Here is a 19,832-nt window from a genome sequence, read left to right on the forward strand (position 1 = left end):
TCCTTTTATGATTGAAAAATAAATGTTAATTAAAAACAGGCAGAGTAGTTCAAATTACTCTATACTCTTAACTTTTTCTTTTTTTGTTGTTTTAATTTTAATCGCATTCTCTTCGTTATTTATTATGGCTTTTGCAAGTCTCTCAGCTAAAGCAGGTGGCACAGCATTCCCAATCATTCTGGAATTTGCTGCAATAGAGTTACCTTTGAAAACATACGATTTATCAAATGTTTGAAGGGTTGCTCCTTCCCTGATAGAAATTGCACGTAATTGAGTAGGATGTCCGAATCTTCCGTTACTTATACTGAAAAATTTGGTTGTAATCGTAGGACCTACTTTGTTTCGATGCATTCTTCCATATACATCTTTAAATCCGTTGCTTTTCTTATGAGCGGGAATTCCTAATGGGGTGTTTCTCCAATATTCATTTCCGCATCCTTCGGGTGTTAATTTTAATCTTTCAATATTGTCTTGATGAAGTCCTGCAACTGTATGATTGAAATCGGTTGGGTCTTTGTGACCATGTTCTATTTTATAAAATGCAGGGTCATCTATTATAAATTCTCCGACTGTCGGCGGTTTCTCCTTTGTATCAGGCTCAGGGATCTTTATTCCTTTTTTGCCTGTAACTCTTGATGCGATTAATACGAATCTTTTTCTGGTTTGCGGAACACCATAATGTGATACATTAACGATTTCGTAATCATATTCATATCCGTTCTCACTCAAAAACGTTAAAAATGATTGTAATGGACTTTCTTTTCTTGTTAAAATCCCAGGTACATTTTCTAAAACAATGTAGCCCGGTTTAAAATGTTTCACAAATCTTTGAAAATCTAATAGTAAATTCTTTGTCCCTTCTGCTTTTGTTTTATCAGTTGAGATAATACTCCAATACTGACAAGGGCTGCAACCGATGAATACTAGTTTGTCATCCTCTTTTTCAATACCTGTCTCTTGAACTAATTTTTCGACATTCATCTCTTTTATGTCTTCGCATAGAAACTTTGCAGGTTTATTATTTATCGAATATGTTTCTTCACATGCTTTTTCAATATCTATCCCTGCTAAAACTTCTATTCCTGCACGCTTAAACCCGCTGGTCATTCCTCCAGATCCGCAAAAAAAATCAATAGCTTTCAATGTATTGGTCTTTTTCATATGCATCTTCTTCCCTTTTCTCGTAATAACCTGCTTCATTCATTTTCTTTTTGATTTCAGGATCATTGAATAATTTTTTCTCAATTCTTGAAAGTTGAACGTACTCTTCATTGTCTATGTATTTCATTCTGTCGGGTTTTACAGCTTTCAGTATTATTTTTACATCTTTTTGAGTGACATTATTTTCTTCCAATAATTCGTTTTTCTGAAGAATTTCAAGTAGTTTTCCCCAATATTCAGCAGGTTTATTTTGTATGTCTATTATTGATTCTTTTGTATCTTCACTCTGTTTTTCTTTACGAGCTATTTCTTTCAAATCTTCATATTCAGTTTTCGAAATTAAAATATCACGGATTTCTTCCATCAACTCTAAATCCGTATTTTTCATAATATTCCAACATTTCTCTTTTTTAGCCCATTCATTGATATCAATTACTTCTCTATCTTCCGATGTCAATGTATCAAATGCATATTTTGACAGAACTTCCATTTGTCGCACAAGTATTTCCGGTATTTCTTGATTTTTCCAAATCAATTCATAATCCAAAACATATTTGGGATATTCTTCTTCTAATAAGTATGATAAAAGAGAGATAGCGTATGTACGACATTTTGGTTTATATCCCCCAGTTTGAGCCCATTCCTGGTTTGCAATCAAAGATTCCACATCGTTATACAAAATAATTTTGGAGACAAGTTCTTTGAAATATAGATCATTGAAATCATCAGAATTTTGCTCCCATTTTTCACTCACCCATTCCGAGAATTTTTTAACATTTGTGTCGCCACCTTTTGAAACAAAGTATGGTAACTGATACCATGAATTGTGAACAGCTGCTAATTTTCCTTTTGTAATATGTTGTTTTTTTGGATGCGTAAGTAAAAATTTCTTTTTATCTACTGTTTTTAAACGTACCTGAGCGTTTGAATATTGTCCTCTTGCTCTTTCGTAAAACCATTTTGTATCATACTGTCCTCCCTCTTTTGCAGGAGCATGGATCCTTCGTGACATCTTTTCAAGAGTAACATGGTAAGGGTGATTCGAAAAAAAATCAGCTTCCGTTATTTTATTTTGACTATTTGAATACCTCGAAATTTTTGGAATGATTTCTTCAGCAATATTCTGTTTTACAACAGTCAATTTCATTTGAACATAAATGTTATTTAGTGAGTACTTATTTCTAAATCTTGCAGTAGATAACGAAGCAGTCGTCTGTCCGCCGTTTACAATTTGTAAATCCGCCAAATATGTAATATACCCGTCTTCAATTTGGATATCCGTGGCAGTTGCTGCAATCCCATTATTATATGCAAAAAAGCGTTCCGGTTCTTTATTTATTGTTTGAATAATTCCGCGATTTACTGCACGTGTTGTACTCAAATACGATCGCACATTTCCTTCCAGTAATCTGCTGCCGAATTTATCATATATGTCGGCAAGCGTTTTGCCGGGAATTACGCATAAAAAGCATTGATAATCATCAGAAATGACATCTGACGCTTTAATATAAGGAATTCCGATCCCATTATATTCATTAAAGTCAATTTCCAAAGGTTCATACTGATTACGAATCGTATATATCCTATTTATGTCATATATCGAATATTCAATCGGAATACCATTCATTTCTTTTTCAGAATCACTTGATTTATACTCATAAACTCTGTCACTGATAGCCATATCGGTCATAAACATCAGTTTGTATTTTCTTGTTTCAGGTTCCAACCTTCTTAATGTCTTAACTAAATCATTTGCAGGCGTACTCTCTTCAATCTCATGGTATAGTTTTCCATTTAATGCTTCATCTAAAAAGTTTTTTAATTTTTTAAATATGGTATCAATTTCTGTTTTTGTTAATGTTTTCAATTCTTCATCATCAGTATATTTTGCAATAATCAAACACATTGTTTGATCTATTTCATTGTACGAACTTCCGTCAACCCTGATTCTTTTTCTTTTTGTTTCGCCTTCATAAAATGAGCTTTCAAAAGTTGACAATATTCCGTCTTCGATTAAATCTTCAGTAATGTCAATTAAAAAAAGTTCTGTTGTCGGTGTACTGGAATTAACATTTGTTCCGACTCTTATCTCTTCAATTAAATCTTTATGAAACTCTGTAATTTCCATTTTGAACACCTTATATTATATCATTTGTTTCCCAAAAACTAATAGCAGCTATCGAAAGATTGTAAGTTACTTCTGTAATTTCAACTGGAATCTCTTCCCTTATTATTTTCGGGAATGAGTCATTTACATTGTATTCTTTAACTTTTTTAATCGCATAATATTTATTTGCATATTCTTCTTTTTCAACATCGCCGACAACAGATGCTTTTAAATTAAAAGTGTCTAAAGCATTAGTTTCATGGGACAATTTTTCTCTAATCTCATTCATTAATTTCGGTAGAGATGTACTATTTTTATCGGTCTGTGTTGATTTTTCAATGTAAATCAAACATAATTTTCCGTCTTCTTGGGAATCCAATTGTTCTAGTGAGGATATTGTAAAATTATTTTTACCAATCGATATTGCTTTTATCTCTATCCAGTAGTCTTGATATTGAAAATCTTTATCTCCACCCATTGGGCCGAGCCAACCATCAATGGCTGTTATTGGCCCGTATCTCGGTAATGCATATTCTTTGAGGAAAAATAATTCACCGATAAATCCTTTTATTATTTGTTCTGAAAGTGATTGATTTCTTGCATTTTCCAATAAATCTTGCCATTTTTTAAATCTTTGAACAATATATTTCACATTTTTTTCTTCACTGCCGTTTTTTTCGGCGGCATCTATTAAATCCCAACACAGCTTTGTGAAGATTTTATCATATTCTGATTTTTTTAATGTCAATATCCAAGTTTTTCGATAATCACTTCTACGTTGACCGGTTTCGATCTTAATTATTTGAGTATCTTTCATATCGGGTAATTGGATTTCCGGATTATATATTAAAATTAATCTTTTTTCATTAAATTCATTATACCCGATATAGACATCTAATGGATGTTTTGGATCGACTCTTATCTCGGATTTTTCTTTTGATAAATTATTCCATTTTTTAAAAAAATCTTCAAATGTCGTCATCTTCATCATCCTCTTCGTATTCTAAAAAGCCTTCTTCTTCAAGTTTTCTTCTATTTAACACGTAACGAACTTTTCGATTCTTTTCAATACTTCTGTCATAAGGTTCATTTGAACTTGGAAACGCTAATCCCATTCCATAATATGTATCCTGTATGTCAAGTGATTCTTTCTTGATTACTGGATTTATGAAATACAGCATAAGTAACGGTTTTCTGTCCGGTATAAGATACGCTTCACCAGGAGCTCTTTTCCCGGAATTTTCAAGTTCAAATCTGCTGGAAATTTCTTTTACGGTATTCTCATCAAGTCCTGCTTTTGTAAATGTAATATCTCTTACCCTTGATCTTGATTTCCCAACTCTTAATGTATTACTTCTGTATCTCTCAGAGTCGCGAACAAAAGGAGAATGTTCTACTCCTGCCGTTTTAATTTTAATCTCTTTTCCTTCCGGAATTGATACATCCCAGTACCTTAATTTTGAAGATTTTTCGATATATTCGATAAGTCCTTCTCTATTAAATTTTATATCTAAAGGATGTGACAAATATTTGTTTAATAATTCAATTACTTGTTCGCTAGGTACATCTTTCCAAAGCAATTTGTCTGCCGTTTTATGGCTTTTAATATTTTCTAAAAACTGCCCCACATTTTTTTTATTTGCTGAAAGTTCTGCTTCATTCATTGAAAAATAAGAGGTTTCAATGACTTTCCCTTCAACCGAAATTGATCTTTCAATTGTTTCAGTAGAACGCATTTTGTTTCGTGCCGTAACTAACAACGAATCCGGATGAGCACGTACTTGGAGTCCGAAATGTCTTGGCGTTAAGTCGTGCCTGTTCATTAAAATAACTTCATTTTTCAATTCATTTGATGCGTCTGTAACAAACGAATACCAATCTTTCATATCCTCTGTCATCCAAATTTTTATTAGATCTGCATAACTGTCTCTGTAACCGAACCATCTGCCCATCTGCATAAGGGTATCATACATTTTGGATGAGCGATAAAAATAGCTTACAGATAATCCTTCCAGTGTTAACCCGCGTGAAAGACTGTTTCCACCGATTGCAATAATACTTGCACCGTTTTCATAATTTCCATAATCAAGTTTTTCTTGCGATTTTTGATTTATTGTTTTTATATCATATGCTAAAACTTCTTTTTCTAAATCCTCTTGAACCGTTCGCCATTCTATATGTTTGTCAAGTTGGTATTTTTCAAAGACCTCCTTAAAATTTGAAATTGTCTTACATTCTAATGCTTCAGGAAGTTTTGAATAAAGACGTATATCTGTTTGAGTATTTACAAGCCATTCATTTGCAAGAATTGCAACTTGATTTTGAATATTTGTATAATGACTTACATTTACCAACATTGATTTATGTTTATTTTCTTGACCGCGATAGTTTCGGATTATATTTGTCAGAACAAAATAAGTCATTGCTTCTTTTAAACTACCAGGCAATTCCTCAATGACTTCCATGCTTTTTGTTTTCTTTCGGAATGTCTCACCCATCTCATCTTCATCAATAATTTCTATGGGCTCTAAGAGTACCTCTGAATCACCAAATATTTGATTTGGTCCTATATAGTTTGAAGGAGGATTTAACAAATAAATAAAATCTTTCGGAAATAGGTCTTCTTTAACCATCTCATCATCACTTTTCGGATCAATGAATATATTTGCAAAAGGAGTAGCTGTAATCCCCACATATGCAGCTTTTGAAAATAAATTTAAAAGATTCCGAATTGATTTATTAATTACCGTGATATCATCTGTTTTTGTATTTATTGAGGCATTGTCTGCTTCGTCGTCCAATAATAATAATGGAACGTTTATTTTTCCATTTTCATCGGTATTGAACGCTTCTAACCATCCGTACAGATTTTCCAAGACGGATTTGTTTTTCTTTATAACAAGCAATACCGGTTCTGCTGCACTTGAAATTCCTAAATTTAAATTTGTAACAGTTCTTTTGTTAAAATCTCCATTTGCTGATGTTGATGTAAAAGAAATCGGATATCTTTTTTCACCCTTTGAATAATACCCGACACCTTTCACCTTTGTGACAATATTTTTATTCAATGCTTCTTGGCTGCTTCTGCCGACAAAACCTGCATCCAATCTTTCTTGAGTTTGTCTTCTTAAACTTTCTATTGTGCCTGTTAATAATATTATAACTTCAAATCCATAATCTGCTGCTTTATTGCATATTGCAGTATAGTTTGCCGTTTTTCCGGATTGCACATCTCCAAAAATTAAACCTCTTCTTTGCCATTCTGTATCTTTCGGATCTCCAATAAAATCCATAATGGCATCAGTATCTTTATCTAATGTTGAAATTAGCCGGCTGTTCCATTGCATATCATGTTGTAGATATTCTACATATCTGTTCCAATAATACAGGTCCGTTTCCGCTTTTCTGTTTTTTATCCATGGGCTGTATGTACTCTCATTTTTTACAGATATCCCTTCTTCAACTCGTATTCCCATACTTGAATGGATTGATTTTATTACGTTTTGAAATTCTTCTTCTGTTATATCACAAACAACTCTGAGTCCATTTGCGATTTCGTAAACTTCTTCTTCGGTAGGGATTGTGGTTGAATATTTTGTACGAATTGAAGTTTTTATTAAATTTTCCAATAATTCTTCTTGGCTCATTTAGAATCACTCTTTAAAAAAATTCATTATAATTTACATACGGGTATGTTTCTCTTAATGTGCTTATGAGTTCATTTTTTTCTTCATCTGTTAAGTTTGTGAGTGATTCTATCTGTTTGATTTTTTCTTTTGCGTCTCTCACAATGTTATCTTCATCGTCCATTAAGAATTTTTTATCATTACTTAAATCATCATAAATTGAGTTTAGAGGGATTCCGATTCCGATTTGGTCAAATAACTGCTCCAAAAGTTTTTGGTCTTCTTTCTCTCTATTTTTAGATATGATTTTTACAAGGGGGTGCTCTTTGTTAATTTCATAACGTATTTCGTCTCTTTCTATGATTTTTGCCCAAATATTCAGTTCATTCGTTGTTTCCTTTTTCCCGCGATATGTCCATGTTCTTTTACTGTGGGATGAATTATTATTTACAATTCTTTTTAAGTGTTTTCTTACGATTTCCGGCGGAACCGCAGTTGATTTTTTAATATCAAGAGTCCATAAATCATCTAATGAATTTGGTATGTCCACTCGTATCCGGGACAGTTTTGACAAATCTTCTTTTCGATGCATATTGAACCAGGTCCCCCAAACTAAAAGTCGTTTATTTCTATAAACATAAAATCCCTGATCCTTTTTGAGACCGTTTTTTCCACCCATCATTTCTAATTCGTCTTTTGATAATGTAGAAGGATGAGGCAATACATATGACCCGACATGAACTTCAGTATCACGAATTCTTATTTTCTCTTCGTCTTGAGTGACTAAACTTTTCTTTGAAAAAAAGGGGTCGTATGGTTCAATTTGATTTCCATTCAACTCCATTTTTATTTTTTGAATGTCCCGTTCACCTTCTAAATATCTATGGAAAACAAGAGCAATATGTTCTCTTACACTTTTCAATTTGTTGGAGAAGGCCCGTTCCTGTGATGATGGTTCTAACCCGACCATCAATTTATCGAGTTCAGTCCAAATGACTAATGTTCCTGAGTTTTGAGCAGCTAACTCGTTAAATAACGGCAATTTTTCATATTCCGACATGGACAAGACTTGTAATGACCATTTTTGTGTTTTTTTAATGTAGTCCAAATCCCATCTTCTGGCCTCAATTATGTTGTCTTTTTTAGTGATGACTGTTAGGCAACGGCATTGAGACATTGAAGCAGTTTTTAATCCGAGTCCGAATCTTCCTAAATCGTTTTCTTCTCTTTGAGATAAAGGATTTGAACTGCCATATCGCATTGCTTCGTTAAGTTCTACTCCCGTCATTCCTTCTCCATCGTCCAATATTGAAATGAATGGGTATGTTCCAAAATAAGTAGATTTAATTTTGATATTTTCAGCATTTGCGGAAACACTATTGTCGATAATGTCGGCAATTGCGGCTTCTGTTGTATAACCTATTGATCTTGTAGACTCCATTAATATTGGAGCATTTGGAGGGAGGTCTATATCATCCATATTTTCACACATCAAAATAATTCAAAAATAGAATAAATATAGAATGGATAATATTTATATTATATATTTATGGCCCCACTAATTCTGCACGTATCAATTTTACTTTCAATTCTTAATATACATTCATCAGTATTTTTTTTAATGTCTTTCCCCCAAAATCTTAAAACAATCCATCCCTCTGATTCTAAATATTCATTTACCTCAATATCCCGTTCCATATTTCTTTCAATTTTCGGAATCCAGAATTCTCGATTGGATTTAATTTCATTTTTCTTCACTTCCCAATTCCATCCATGCCAATATTCGCTGTCACAAAAAACAGCAATTTTTTCTTCATGGAATACAATGTCCGGTTTTCCAAATACGGATTTATCATTTGTTGTAAAAGAGTAACCTTTTGAAATTAATGCATCTTGAAGAATACGTTCGATTTCACTGCCTTTGTTTTTAACAGCTTGCATATTCTTTCTTCTTTGTTCGGGAGTTAATTTATCAACCATCAAATTTATAAAAATGACAAGAACCTAAATAAACTTCACCATGTAAAAAAAAGTTCTTTTCACTTCTGTTTCTTGAAAAAAGTTTCTCAGAATATTTAAATACCCAAAAACCCCATTTGAATATCGTAAAAAATCGAACAACAATTCTCCTCAAAAAAAATTATTTTGATCTTTCCTCGGACGTTTTGGGAGAAACCGGCCAAAGGCTGCGATTTTTTCGTGTGTGACTATTTTAAAAATCATTCAAAAATACATCTCATACTTTACGTCAAAAAAGGAGTGTGTACAAATATGGTTCAACAAATGACAGCAACAGAGAGAGCACTTGCCGCCGTTCGCGGACAAGCCGTAGACCATGTGTCGTCCGCAAATGGTTTAGTAATGACAACCGTCGAAATGATGAAAGCCGTCGGCGCAACTTATCCCGAGGCGCATCACAATCCGCAGATGATGGCCGACATGGCGGCAGCGCCTTATGAAATGTGCGGCGTTGACGGAACAACGCTCCCGTTTGATATTTCACTTGAAGCCGAAGTGCTCGGTGCAGAGCTCGATTGGAGAAAAATCGACCGCCCGCCGATTAAAGTTCATTCCGTCAAAGATCCGGATGACTTTACGATTCCCGAAAACATTGAAGAGCTCGGCAGAATTCCGGTCGTTTTAAAAGCGCTCGATATTTTGAAAGACAAATACGGCGAAGACTTGGCGCTTTTGCCGACAACCGTTTGTCCATTTACGATTGCAGGACACATGGCAAGCGTTGATGAAATGTTCATGTGGATTTTGAGCGACCCCGACAAAGTGCATACGCTCGTTGATAAAATCACCGATTTCGTCGTCGATTATCAAAAATTGCTGACGGCACACGGCGCCGACATTTTGTTTGCAATCGACCCGACATCGTCAGGTGATTTGCTTTCCGGCGACATGTACGCTGAATTTGTTTTGCCGTCAATTAAAAGAATGAGAAAAGAAACCGGCGCGCCGACAATTCTTCACATTTGCGGCAACACAAAACCGATGCTTGAACATATTGCGGTTTCAGGCGTTGAAGGCTTTTCATTTGATAAAGCCGTTCCCGTCTGGTATGCCAAACAAAAACTCGGAAACGTTTCCGCTTACGGCAACTTGGATGTGATCGAACTTTTCCCGAACGGAACGCCTCAAGATGTATATAATGCAACGGCAGAAGTCATCCGCCAGGGCGTCAACATTGCAGGCTCCGCCTGTGACGTTCCCGAAACGACGCCGATTGAAAACATTCAGGCATTTGTCAAAGCGTGTGTTGAAACGCCCGTTCCGTCAAAAGAAGAAGTCGTTGAATACGGCAAACAGTTGGCAGCGCAAGCGGCAGCCGAACAGAAATAAAAATGTGAATCAAAATAAGATTCAAAATAGGATTCAAAATAGGATTCAAAATAGGATTCAAAATAGGATTCAAAATAGGATTCAAAATAGGATTCAAAATAAAATACCAAAAAATGAAAATAAAATACAAAACAAAATGCAAAATAAATACAATAAATGCAATAAATACAAATAAAAAAGCGGTTAAACGCCGCTTTCCTTTTTCTTTTTTGTTTTAAGTTTCTTCTTCAAATCGTCAACGTCCAATTCGATCCAAATGACGCTGAGGACGACGAGCGCGCCGCCGAGAATTTGAAGCGGGAGCAATATTTCGCTGTAGACGATGAACGCGAAAATTGCGCCGAAAATCGGTTCAAGTGCGAAAATCAAACCGACATGAGATGCCGACGTGTATTTTTGAACGACGATTTGAGCGACGCAGCCGAATGCAATTGAAAAAATTGCCAGGAAGAAAATAACGAACCAGATGTCCGTTGATTCCGGCATCACCGGCGTTTCAAACAAGAAGGTGCAGACCGCTGCGTAAAGCGCGGCAAATCCTAATTGAATGATTCCGAGGTTGAGCGCGTCAATTTTAGGGTCTTCAACGAATTTTTTGGCGGCCATTATGTGAACAGCGTAAACGGCTGCCGCCGCGATGCAGAGAATGTCGCCGATTCCGATGCCGAGACCTGAGATGCCGGTCAGCGTCAGAAGCAAAATGCCGGCAGCTGCGCCGATCGTGCCGATTATGATTTTTTTATCGGGAAGTTTCTTGTAAATGATTGTTGAAAACAAAGGGACAAAAACCGCTGTCAAGCTGATTAAAAATACGGTATTTGTAATCGAGGTTCGGAGCAGACCGAAGTTGGTTCCGGAGAGTGTGAGAAATAACAGCGCGCCCAAAACGGCGCCTGCAGCAAGCGTTTTTTTGTTTGTTTTCAAAATCGATTTGTAACAAAGCATGGCGGCGATGAGAAAGCCCAGTCCCATTCGGATGGCCATGAAATTGTAAACGCCTAAATCATCTAAGCCGTAGCGCGTTAAAACGTAGGATAAGCCCCAAAAAAGAACGGCAATTACCATAATGAAATCCGCTTTTCTTTGGGTCAGCATACATCTTCATTTCGGTCGAAAAGTTATATAGATTTTCATCAAAATTTTGAATGCTGAAGATTGTGTCAAATAAATTTAGTGTGTCAGCCGTTAGCCGTTTCCTGTATTATTCTTTGGATCCTGTTTTTTATGAAGTTCTTTCAAATCCGTTTCGACATACAAAACGCTGATAAAAACGATTGCGGCGCCGACTACTTGAATCGGCAGAAGCTGTTCGGATGCGAAAAGGTAGGCGAAGATTGATGCAAAGACCGGCTCAAGCGCGAAAATGAGGCCGACATGCGCGGGCGTCGTGTATTTCTGCGCGACAACTTGTCCGACAAAACCGAATGCGGTACAGAACAGCGCGAGGAATAAAACGGAAACCCATGCGCTCTCTGTTGTCGGCAGATGCGGGGTTTCAAAGAGAAAAGCGCAAATTGTTCCGTAAATGAATGTAAAGCCGAGTTGGGTGATGCCGAGGTTGAGCGCGTCGATTTCTTTGATACTTGTCAGCCGCTTGGCAATCAAAATGTGTGTTGCGTAGGCAACTGCCGCGAGCACGCATATGAAGTCGCCGGGACCGAATCCGCCTTTGCTTTCCAAGGTGAGAAGCGCAATTCCGATCGTTGCGGCAACACTTCCGATGATGATTTTCTTTTCGGGAAGTTTCCTGTAAACGATTGCGGAGAGGATCGGGACGAATATGACTGTCAAACTGCCGAGGAAGCCGGCGTTTGAAATCGTTGTATATTGGAGTCCGAAATAAACGCCTGCAAGCGTCAGGAATAAGAAAAATCCGAGAATGGCGGCGCCGAAAATCGTTTGCCGATTGATTTTGGAAAGCGGTTTGATGAAGATGAGCGCGGCAACTGCGAACCCGATGCCGAAACGGAGCGCGAGGAATGTAAACGGCGGAAGCGTTTCGAGACCGTTTTTGGTGAACAAATAGGAGAGTCCCCAAAAGAAAACAACAAGAAGAAGCAGGAGATTCGCTTTTTTCATCGGCGTTAATTTCATAGTTTCAACAATCCAACCGGGCGTTTTTGATTTTGCTTATGCTTTTTAAAATATAAGTGTTTTGATATCGTTTCGTTAAATGTAATTGTTTTCTTTACGGTTTAAATCTATCTTTTTAAAAATTCAAGTATTGGTTGCTGCTGAAAAGATAATGGAAAAATTAAGGTGCGTTTTTTGAAAAATTTCTTCAAAAATGTGACGGGTCGCGCGCGGCGGCTGCGGCAAACGTAAATCCGATCGCAAGCGGAAACGGAAACCTAAAGGCAGCAACGGCACGTCCGCGATTGCGTTCGGATTACAATAAAAAAGCAGATGCACGCAGCAAACACAATTCTGATCAGCAGTATTAAAATACAGTTGCAGACGAGCAGGCCCAACCGGAACCGGCGTCAGTAAAAGACAGGGGTAAAAAAGCACTTTACCGTCACTGAAAAGTAACCTACACCAACGGTTTTTATTTTTTTGTTTTGTATGGGGGGGAATCCGCCAAGTCTTGTTTTCTCGCTGCGCTCGGAAATTCAACTTGCGGGACGGTTTTTGAAATTTTAATTTAATCAAAAATGATTGAAACATCGTCTTTCATCAAAATTATTCAAAAACGGAACGCCGTCTTTTATCGAAATTTATCTTTTGGGGTTTTATCGGGCGTTCAGATTCAACGTTTTCACGAAATTGGATGTTTGGGTTTTTTCGAAAACGAAATAAAAACGTCGGACGAATTCGGAAATTAAATGAAAAACGAAGCAGCTCGCGCGCGGCGGCGCAATCCGACTCAAAAATGAATCATTTTTTGTATTTTTCAATTTATTTTTTCAAAAAAATGATTTTATCATTTTTGACTCGGATAAATCATGATAAATGCCGGTAATATTTTTTAAATCAAAAAATAACTCATCGTGATTTCGATTTCATTTTATCAATATAAATTATGATAAATAGAGGCGTTTTTTCGGTCTATGGGAAGACTTTTAAATTATTGAGATTTTTTTTACATGAAGGTTTAAAATATTATTCCGAAAAATCTTTTCAATCGTTTGCGAAATCGGAAAATCCGTTTTAAGAACAACATTTTTAATCATCAAAACATTATTCAAAGAATTATTTGACAAACCTTAGCAAACCTTAAATTCATTCTAACCGCAAAAAGAGGCTCAATCATAATATGTTACCCGCAGAAGATCTCAAACTTGTTGTTGAAAAATTAGACCGTCAGCCCAACGATTTGGAACAGGGCATTTTCCTGAATCTTTGGAGCGAACACTGTTCTTACCGCTCCAGCTATCCGCTTTTGAAAAACTTCAAAACCGACGGCGAAAATGTCATCATCGGCCCCGGCGACGACGCGGCAATCGTTAAATTCGACGACGAATACATCCTTTCCGTCGCCATGGAAAGCCACAACCACCCGTCCTACATTGATCCTTACAGCGGCGCAGCAACCGGCGTCGGCGGCATCGTCCGCGACGTCATCTCCATGGGAACAAAACCCGTTGCCGTTCTCGCTCCTTTCTATCTCGGCCCGCTCGATTCCGACAAAAACAGATGGATTTTTGACAACATCTTAGAAGGCGCTGCCGATTACTCCGAAACGATCAAAGTCGCAGGCATTCGCGGCGAATCTTATTTCGATGAAAGATACAGCGGCAATCCCCTTGTCAATGTCGTTTGCGTCGGCGTCGGCAAAAAAGAAAACATGATGACCTCCGTTTCCAAAACTGCAGGAAACAGATTTATTCTCTTCGGCTCCAAAACCGGGCGAGACGGCCTCGGCGGCGCAGCATTCGCATCTGCCGATATGTCCGAAGACGACACGCCTGCTCGAGAAACCATCCCCGGCGGCGACGCGGAACTCGAAAAACGCGTGATTGACGCAACTCTTGAAATAATTGAAAAGAAATTAGTCGAATGCTGCCGCGATCTCGGCGCTTCCGGCTTGACCGGCGCAAGCGTTGAAATGGCCGAAAAAGGCGGCTTCGGATTCAATTTAATTGCAGACGATGTGCCGCTCCTTTTTGACGACTTAACACTTTATGAAATCATGCTTTCCGAAACACAGGAACGTATGCTTGCAGAAATCAAACCCGAAAACGTTGAAGTCGTCATGGAAATCATGAGAAAACACAATGTTTGGGCCGCCGATGTCGGTTACTTAATTGAAGAACCTGTTTACCGCGTCAACTTCAAAGGAAAACTCGAAGCCGAGCTTCCGATTCACTTTATCGTCAGCGGCGTTCCAAGATGCGAACTTCCGTCAGAAGCGCCCGCAAAAAGACCCGACGTACACGTTTCAAAGAAGCCCGAACTTCCGGCCGACATGAAAACCTGTGTCCTCAATATGCTTTCCTCTTACAATCTCGCGTCCCGCAAAACCGTTTGGGAAAAATTTGCCAAAACAACGCTTCCCGAAGTTTACGGCGAAAGCGGCGGCGATGCCGGCATTATTAAAGTGACCGACAAAAAAGGCGTTGCGATGACCTGCGGCTGCGAGCCCGCTGTTTGTCTTCTTGATCCGTACACCGGATCCGTGATGACCGTTCTTGAAAATGCCATGAATCTCGCCGTCAAAGGCGCTTCCGGTCTTTGTCTTGTCGACAATCTCAACTTCGGCAACCCGAACAAACCCGAACAATATTGGTATTTGAAGCAGTCCGTCCTCGGTTTGTCCGACGCCGCTAAAAAATTGAACATCCCCGTTGTCGGCGGAAATGTTTCTCTTTACAACGAAAGCGCCGAATTCGACACAGCCATTTTGCCAACACCTGCAATCGGCGTTCTCGGAATTGTCAGCTTTGAAAAGCCGATTCCGTCTTCGTTCTTCAAGGAATCCGATGAAACAATTCTTTTGATCGGCACGACAAAAGCAGAACTCGGCGGCAGCGAATACTATCGTGCAGCAGACATGGAAGACTCCGGAGTTGTTCCGACAGTTCCCGAGAATTATGACAAAATCGTTGAAGCCATCGCAAAAGCCTGCGCATCAGGCGAGGTAACAAGCGCTCACGACATTTCAAGAGGCGGCATTGCAAAAGCATTCGCTTCCATGCTGACCGACGTCGGCGCAGAAGTCGATTTAACGGCACTCGGCATTGACCGCGCCGATGATCTTTTGTTCTCCGAATCTCCGGCAAGAGCGATTCTGACGGTGAAATCAACCGACAAAATTGCCGACATCATGAAAGACATTCCGTGCATTGCAATCGGGAAAACTGTTGCAGGCAGCAGCTTGAAGATGAAAGTCGGAAAAGAAGAACTTGCATTTACAAAAGCCGAAATCGATGAAGCTTCTGCTTCTATTGAAAAAGCAATGAAAATCGGTTACAAGTACGAATGATTTTAGTTTAAAATCCGAAATGAGATATTGAATTTTGATATCTTGTTTCATTCTTTTTTATTTTTCTGTGTTTTAAATTTGTTTTCATTTTTTCTGTGTTTCAAATCTATTCGTTTAATTTTGAATTTTTTATTTGTATTGTTTACAGCATCTGCCGGCTGTAAACTGTGCTGTATCAGTCGCAAAGCGCAGCCGCGCGCGAACTGCACCAATTTTAAAAACAAAAAAAAGAAATCGACAGATCGTTTTTACAAAAAAATGAAACTGATACACTCAGTTTTTAAAAACAAAAAATAAAAAAGATGAAGCGATGTGATTATTTTTCAACATCCGCTTCCGCTAATTTTTCAATCAATCTCGGAATCACGACATCTGCTGCACCTTCCACGAACTTGATGCTGCCGACAACCAAGTGGCCGCCGCCGTTCACACCGCTGCCGATCAATTCTTCGCGCAGTTCTCTGACGATCTGCGGAATATTCATCAGCACTTTTTTGGAGCGGATAACTGCGAAATCGGGGCCGAGACCGAGCGTAATCACCGGTTTGTCAATATATTTCTGATTGCACATAATATCGTGGATTTCGCCCGACGTTTTTCCGGGCGGCGGGAACGTGAATTTGTGGGCGAATTTTTCAACGTCGATTGTGTTGAGAATTGCGCCGCTCTTGAGTTCCGTCATTTTGACATTCGGAAGACACACTTCAAGCTGACCTTGGATCATGCTGTTCGCCTGCTCTGTGAGCATATTGATGAGACGGGTATGTGTTTCGTGATCACGCAAGTCTAAAATGTCATCCACGATTCCGACACCGGCGCCGAATTTAAGCCAGTATTGTTCATAATCGAGTGACAATGCCATCTTTTTGAGTTCTTCAAGCGGATATTTGTCAGCCACCATATTGATATACTGAACGCACTCGGGGGAGTCGGCGCGGTCGCCCACACCTGCAACGGCTGCCAAATGAATGATCTCGTCGCTCACTTCGGGGCGGATCATGCGGGCGGTTTCAACACAAAGCATACCGGCCGTCAAACCGAAGTCGCCGCCGACGTGATACGGATTAACGTGCGCGATCAGATATTCGTCTGCCGACTCATGCGGATGGTGGTGATCGATGACAACCACGTCCATTCCGTACACTTGCGTGTGTTTGTATGCCGGAACATCTTCATCTGTCGAGCCGTTGTCCACCATCACAATGAGCGGCATCGGCTGCCCGAATCGGATTTCATCTTCAACGGCGTAAGAAACGTCTTTGACAACGTCCATCAATTCGTAAAACGGCGCTTTTGAGGGCGATCGTCTGTAAGCGCGGTGTTCGGCATCGGGTCCGCCGGCTTCGCGAATAAGCGGCAGAATTGCGCGTTCGATTGCAATGGCTGATGTAATGCCGTCGGCGTCAGCGTGATGACGAAGGATGATCGGGCGGGACCTGAAAATTGCTTTTCTTATTTCTTTGGCCGCCTGAAGCATTGCCGGCTTCAGTTTTTCCAAAATTTCGCTTTCAACAAGGAACGGAATATCATATGCTTCGGCGCGTTTGTCAACGGCTGCTTCAATTTTTTGAATTAATTCCGCCGCTTCATCTTCTGCGAGCGGTTTTAAACTTAATAATTCGATTTGGATCGCACCGTCGCGAATGTTGATTTCGCCGACGGCGGAAACGGCCATGCCTGCATCAATTTCGGGGTATGATCGTTGTCCTGCTGTTGAAAATCCGGCGCAAGGGACTTGTCCGGTTTCATCGGAAATTGTAAAAATCGTCGGTCCGCCGGTTTGTTTGACCTGAAGCACTTCGCCGGCAAATTTGACGGTTTTGCCGTTGTCTTTTTGAGTCATATCAGCGACGGATGTGAGCGGGAATTCTTTTTCGACTTCAATTAATTCGTATTTGCTGAGGCGCTTGGGAACCAAATCCAATTTGACATCGCGGCCGGAGCGGTTGATGTTTTTGATTTGAATAATAATTTCATCGCCTTTCGTCATCGATGAGCAGGCCGAATCGAAATTTTTCTCATGCAGAAGACCTTTGATGCCGTCGTTGAGTTTGACGAACGCGCCGAGATTTTCAACAACGCCGTCAACGCAGCCGATATAAAGCTTGCCGCTTGTCAAATCGTTGTAATCGCAGGAGTTGTCAAGTTTGTGAACGCATCCGGAAGAGGCGCAAGCGTTGCAGATTTCTTCGCCGTTGTTGTTCAGATACGGAATTTGTTTTCCGCAGCGTGTACAGTTGTAGGTTTCGCCTTTTCCGCGGCATTCTTCGCATTTTTCCTTTTTCTCGTAAATTCCGGTTCCGCCGCAGACGTCACAGACGCCGCTTACGAAAGAGTCGAGATTTTTTTCGGAAAGTTCCATCAAATTGATGGATTTAGGCTTTGCCGCGCCGACGACGCCGCTGCATTTCGGGCACGGGCCGGTCTCGGTAATATTATAGCCTTGACCGTAACAGTTGGGACATTTTTCACTCATAATTTTTCACTTGGAACTAAAAAACGGATTTTAGAATATAAAGTATTGCAAAAGATTTTCAAAAACAAAAAATGAGAGTGGATTTGAAAATGAAATAAAAACATTGGAGAGAGGATTTGAAAATGAAAATTAGAAAAATAAGGATGGGAATTTGAAAACAAAAATAAAAATGGAGCGGGTCGCGCGCGGCAGCGTCAGCTGCCGATTGCCATTACAGCAAATAATTGTTCTCCTTATCCGCAACCTGCAAAGCATAAAGTTTGTATGTTGCGTAACCTTCAGCGACAAGCGGTTCCGATTTGCAGATTTCTTCGGCGTCTTCATAACTTTGAGTTTTGAGAATGAGCATGCCGGCAACGCCGGGGTATCCTTTGAATACGCCGCAGCGGTCCAATTTTCCGGCATTGTCTAAATTTTTTATGTTCTCAACGTGTTTTTCAACCATCGCTTTGGTAAGCTTGTTGTATGTTTTTCCTTTTTCTATAAACATAACGTACAGACATTGATCCAATTTTTCATCTCCTGCTTCGGTGAAATTATTCAATTATTTTTCTGTTCTTCAAGCAGTTTTCGAATTGCGGAAACTTCGGAAATCAGCGTTTCCATTTCAGCACTATGATTGGCAGCTTCTGCAAAATTTACAGCAACGCCAACCGTTTCTTCGCCGCCCGTGACAGCCGTTACAGGCGCCGTTCCTCTGACAAAATCCATGATAAATGCACGAAGGGGCTCGGCATCTTCCATACCGATGATTGAAATTTCGGAACCGACTTTACCGCCCGAATTTCCGGCGGTTTGAATCTGAAGATTTGAAATCTTAATGAGGCGCATGACCGGACCTTGAGAAATTATTGATGTTTGTAATTCTGTTGTAGGGAACGATTCCTGTTTTTCTGAACCGGACGCCGCACTTCTATGTCATTTCAGTTTCATTCAAATGGCAAACAATGGATTTGTAATAAAGCTGAACCAAAACAGAATCATAAATTAATAACAGCATTCAGAGATAAGTATTTTTTTAGGAGATAAAAAATAAAAAGAAAAGAAAATAAAAAGAAAAAGGGTGAAAAAAGAAAAACGAATTATTTCTCAACCGGCAATCCGTGAGATTTCCAACCCGTAATGCCGCCTTCAATCATATAAACATCTTTGAATCCGGCATCAACGGCTTTTTGAGCCGCGGTTGCCGAGCGGTTGCCGGCATGACAATACAGAACAAGCGTTTTGTCTTTGTCAAGCGCGTTTAATTTTTGATCAAAATCGGGACTGCGAAGATCAATTAAAACCGATCCTGTGATGTATCCGTCCGATGCGCGTTCCTGTGAAGATCGGACATCGGCGAGATTCACGTCTTTTTCGGCAATGATTTTTTGAATGTTTTCGGGCGATTCTCTTTTGTAACTCATATTATTTTCCTCCGACTGTTGAAATTTTGAAACATTTTTAAATAAATTAAAGTAATTTGAAATCAGTTTCAATTTATATAATTCATGTTATTTATAAAAGCGTTTATATGGATCTTTTATTATTACATCAATCTTATATTTTTGAATGAATCGTCTTAAGACATTTATATCATGAAACAGGATTATAATGAGTATTTACAGTTTTAATCTTATTTGCTTAAATTCATTCATTCGTCCAATGTTTATTTCGTCTAATCGGTTTAAATTTGTTTAATTCGTTCAA

General features: G+C 38.9%; 14 protein-coding genes and 1 pseudogene. 2 read left to right on the top strand and 13 right to left on the bottom strand.

Annotated elements, in window-relative coordinates; genetic code table 11:
• Window positions 1–54: 54 nt before the first annotated feature.
• Genes MmiHf6_RS00105 through MmiHf6_RS00130 form a run of 6 tightly spaced genes read right to left on the bottom strand, consistent with a single transcriptional unit; the run spans window position 55 to window position 8,874 of the window.
• Window positions 55–1,161: a DNA cytosine methyltransferase gene (locus MmiHf6_RS00105; protein WP_316557691.1), complete on the bottom strand. Its 1,107-nt coding sequence runs from the start codon at window positions 1,159–1,161 to the stop codon at window positions 55–57.
• Entirely contained in the window at window positions 1,130–3,289 is a 2,160-nt protein-coding gene (locus MmiHf6_RS00110) for an AIPR family protein (RefSeq protein WP_316557692.1), read from the bottom strand. The genes MmiHf6_RS00105 and MmiHf6_RS00110 overlap by 32 nt, the downstream gene beginning before the upstream one ends.
• A gap of 10 nt (window positions 3,290–3,299) precedes the next feature.
• Window positions 3,300–4,250, bottom strand: a complete 951-nt coding sequence (locus MmiHf6_RS00115) for a PD-(D/E)XK motif protein (RefSeq protein WP_316557693.1) — start codon at window positions 4,248–4,250, stop codon at window positions 3,300–3,302.
• Window positions 4,237–6,915 carry a Z1 domain-containing protein gene (locus tag MmiHf6_RS00120; RefSeq protein ID WP_316557694.1) on the bottom strand — a complete coding sequence of 893 codons (2,679 nt, stop codon included), beginning with the start codon at window positions 6,913–6,915 and terminating at the stop codon, window positions 4,237–4,239. Before MmiHf6_RS00120 ends, MmiHf6_RS00115 begins: the two co-directional genes overlap by 14 nt.
• A gap of 13 nt (window positions 6,916–6,928) precedes the next feature.
• Window positions 6,929–8,374 carry an ATP-binding protein gene (locus MmiHf6_RS00125; RefSeq protein WP_316557695.1) on the bottom strand — a complete coding sequence of 482 codons (1,446 nt, stop codon included), beginning with the start codon at window positions 8,372–8,374 and terminating at the stop codon, window positions 6,929–6,931.
• Window positions 8,375–8,433: 59 nt separating this feature from the next.
• On the bottom strand, window positions 8,434–8,874 hold the full coding sequence (locus MmiHf6_RS00130) for a very short patch repair endonuclease (protein WP_316557696.1): 441 nt from the start codon (window positions 8,872–8,874) through the stop codon (window positions 8,434–8,436).
• A 303-nt stretch (window positions 8,875–9,177) separates the two neighbouring features.
• On the opposite strand from MmiHf6_RS00130, the gene MmiHf6_RS00135 reads away from it, so the two are divergent.
• Window positions 9,178–10,242 carry an MtaA/CmuA family methyltransferase gene (locus tag MmiHf6_RS00135; protein WP_316557697.1) on the top strand — a complete coding sequence of 355 codons (1,065 nt, stop codon included), beginning with the start codon at window positions 9,178–9,180 and terminating at the stop codon, window positions 10,240–10,242.
• 183 nt (window positions 10,243–10,425) lie between these two features.
• Here the strand turns inward: MmiHf6_RS00135 and MmiHf6_RS00140 are convergent, their stop codons facing one another.
• From MmiHf6_RS00140 to MmiHf6_RS00150, 3 genes are all read right to left on the bottom strand, one after another.
• On the bottom strand, window positions 10,426–11,337 hold the full coding sequence (locus tag MmiHf6_RS00140) for a DMT family transporter (protein WP_316557698.1): 912 nt from the start codon (window positions 11,335–11,337) through the stop codon (window positions 10,426–10,428).
• A 90-nt stretch (window positions 11,338–11,427) separates the two neighbouring features.
• Window positions 11,428–12,336 carry a DMT family transporter gene (locus MmiHf6_RS00145; protein ID WP_316557699.1) on the bottom strand — a complete coding sequence of 303 codons (909 nt, stop codon included), beginning with the start codon at window positions 12,334–12,336 and terminating at the stop codon, window positions 11,428–11,430.
• A 123-nt stretch (window positions 12,337–12,459) separates the two neighbouring features.
• Window positions 12,460–12,753: a hypothetical protein gene (locus tag MmiHf6_RS00150; protein WP_316557700.1), complete on the bottom strand. Its 294-nt coding sequence runs from the start codon at window positions 12,751–12,753 to the stop codon at window positions 12,460–12,462.
• A gap of 745 nt (window positions 12,754–13,498) precedes the next feature.
• On the opposite strand from MmiHf6_RS00150, the gene purL reads away from it, so the two are divergent.
• Window positions 13,499–15,667 carry a phosphoribosylformylglycinamidine synthase subunit PurL gene (purL, locus tag MmiHf6_RS00155; RefSeq protein ID WP_316557701.1) on the top strand — a complete coding sequence of 723 codons (2,169 nt, stop codon included), beginning with the start codon at window positions 13,499–13,501 and terminating at the stop codon, window positions 15,665–15,667.
• 316 nt (window positions 15,668–15,983) lie between these two features.
• Here purL and MmiHf6_RS00160 read toward each other — a convergent pair whose 3' ends face one another.
• The 4 genes and pseudogenes from MmiHf6_RS00160 to MmiHf6_RS00175 all read right to left on the bottom strand — a co-directional run bounded on the left by MmiHf6_RS00160 (window position 15,984) and on the right by MmiHf6_RS00175 (window position 19,549).
• Entirely contained in the window at window positions 15,984–18,143 is a 2,160-nt protein-coding gene (locus MmiHf6_RS00160; protein WP_316557702.1) for a DHH family phosphoesterase, read from the bottom strand.
• A 211-nt stretch (window positions 18,144–18,354) separates the two neighbouring features.
• A complete protein-coding gene (locus tag MmiHf6_RS00165) occupies window positions 18,355–18,654 on the bottom strand; it encodes a YciI family protein (RefSeq protein WP_316557703.1) in 300 nt (99 codons plus the stop codon).
• Between the two features lie 29 nt (window positions 18,655–18,683).
• Window positions 18,684–19,016 (bottom strand): annotated as a pseudogene (locus MmiHf6_RS00170) (hypothetical protein); the annotation flags it as partial.
• 209 nt (window positions 19,017–19,225) lie between these two features.
• Complete coding sequence (locus MmiHf6_RS00175; RefSeq protein WP_316557704.1) at window positions 19,226–19,549, bottom strand: rhodanese-like domain-containing protein; 324 nt, start codon at window positions 19,547–19,549, stop codon at window positions 19,226–19,228.
• Window positions 19,550–19,832 lie beyond the last annotated feature (283 nt).

The sequence above is a fragment of the Methanimicrococcus hongohii genome, assembly GCF_032594095.1.
GTDB lineage: Archaea > Halobacteriota > Methanosarcinia > Methanosarcinales > Methanosarcinaceae > Methanimicrococcus > Methanimicrococcus hongohii.

Excerpts from the sequence above, each read along its gene's own strand:
- MmiHf6_RS00110 (WP_316557692.1), bottom strand. The coding sequence starts at position 3,289 with ATGGAAATTACAGAGTTTCATAAAGATTTAATTGAAGAGATAAGAGTC.
- MmiHf6_RS00105 (WP_316557691.1), bottom strand. The coding sequence starts at position 1,161 with ATGAAAAAGACCAATACATTGAAAGCTATTGATTTTTTTTGCGGATCT.
- MmiHf6_RS00175 (WP_316557704.1), bottom strand. The coding sequence starts at position 19,549 with ATGAGTTACAAAAGAGAATCGCCCGAAAACATTCAAAAAATCATTGCC.
- MmiHf6_RS00135 (WP_316557697.1), top strand. The coding sequence starts at position 9,178 with ATGACAGCAACAGAGAGAGCACTTGCCGCCGTTCGCGGACAAGCCGTA.
- MmiHf6_RS00145 (WP_316557699.1), bottom strand. The coding sequence starts at position 12,336 with ATGAAATTAACGCCGATGAAAAAAGCGAATCTCCTGCTTCTTCTTGTT.
- MmiHf6_RS00125 (WP_316557695.1), bottom strand. The coding sequence starts at position 8,374 with ATGGATGATATAGACCTCCCTCCAAATGCTCCAATATTAATGGAGTCT.
- MmiHf6_RS00120 (WP_316557694.1), bottom strand. The coding sequence starts at position 6,915 with ATGAGCCAAGAAGAATTATTGGAAAATTTAATAAAAACTTCAATTCGT.
- MmiHf6_RS00140 (WP_316557698.1), bottom strand. The coding sequence starts at position 11,337 with ATGCTGACCCAAAGAAAAGCGGATTTCATTATGGTAATTGCCGTTCTT.
- MmiHf6_RS00130 (WP_316557696.1), bottom strand. The coding sequence starts at position 8,874 with ATGGTTGATAAATTAACTCCCGAACAAAGAAGAAAGAATATGCAAGCT.
- MmiHf6_RS00115 (WP_316557693.1), bottom strand. The coding sequence starts at position 4,250 with ATGACGACATTTGAAGATTTTTTTAAAAAATGGAATAATTTATCAAAA.
- MmiHf6_RS00160 (WP_316557702.1), bottom strand. The coding sequence starts at position 18,143 with ATGAGTGAAAAATGTCCCAACTGTTACGGTCAAGGCTATAATATTACC.
- purL (WP_316557701.1), top strand. The coding sequence starts at position 13,499 with ATGTTACCCGCAGAAGATCTCAAACTTGTTGTTGAAAAATTAGACCGT.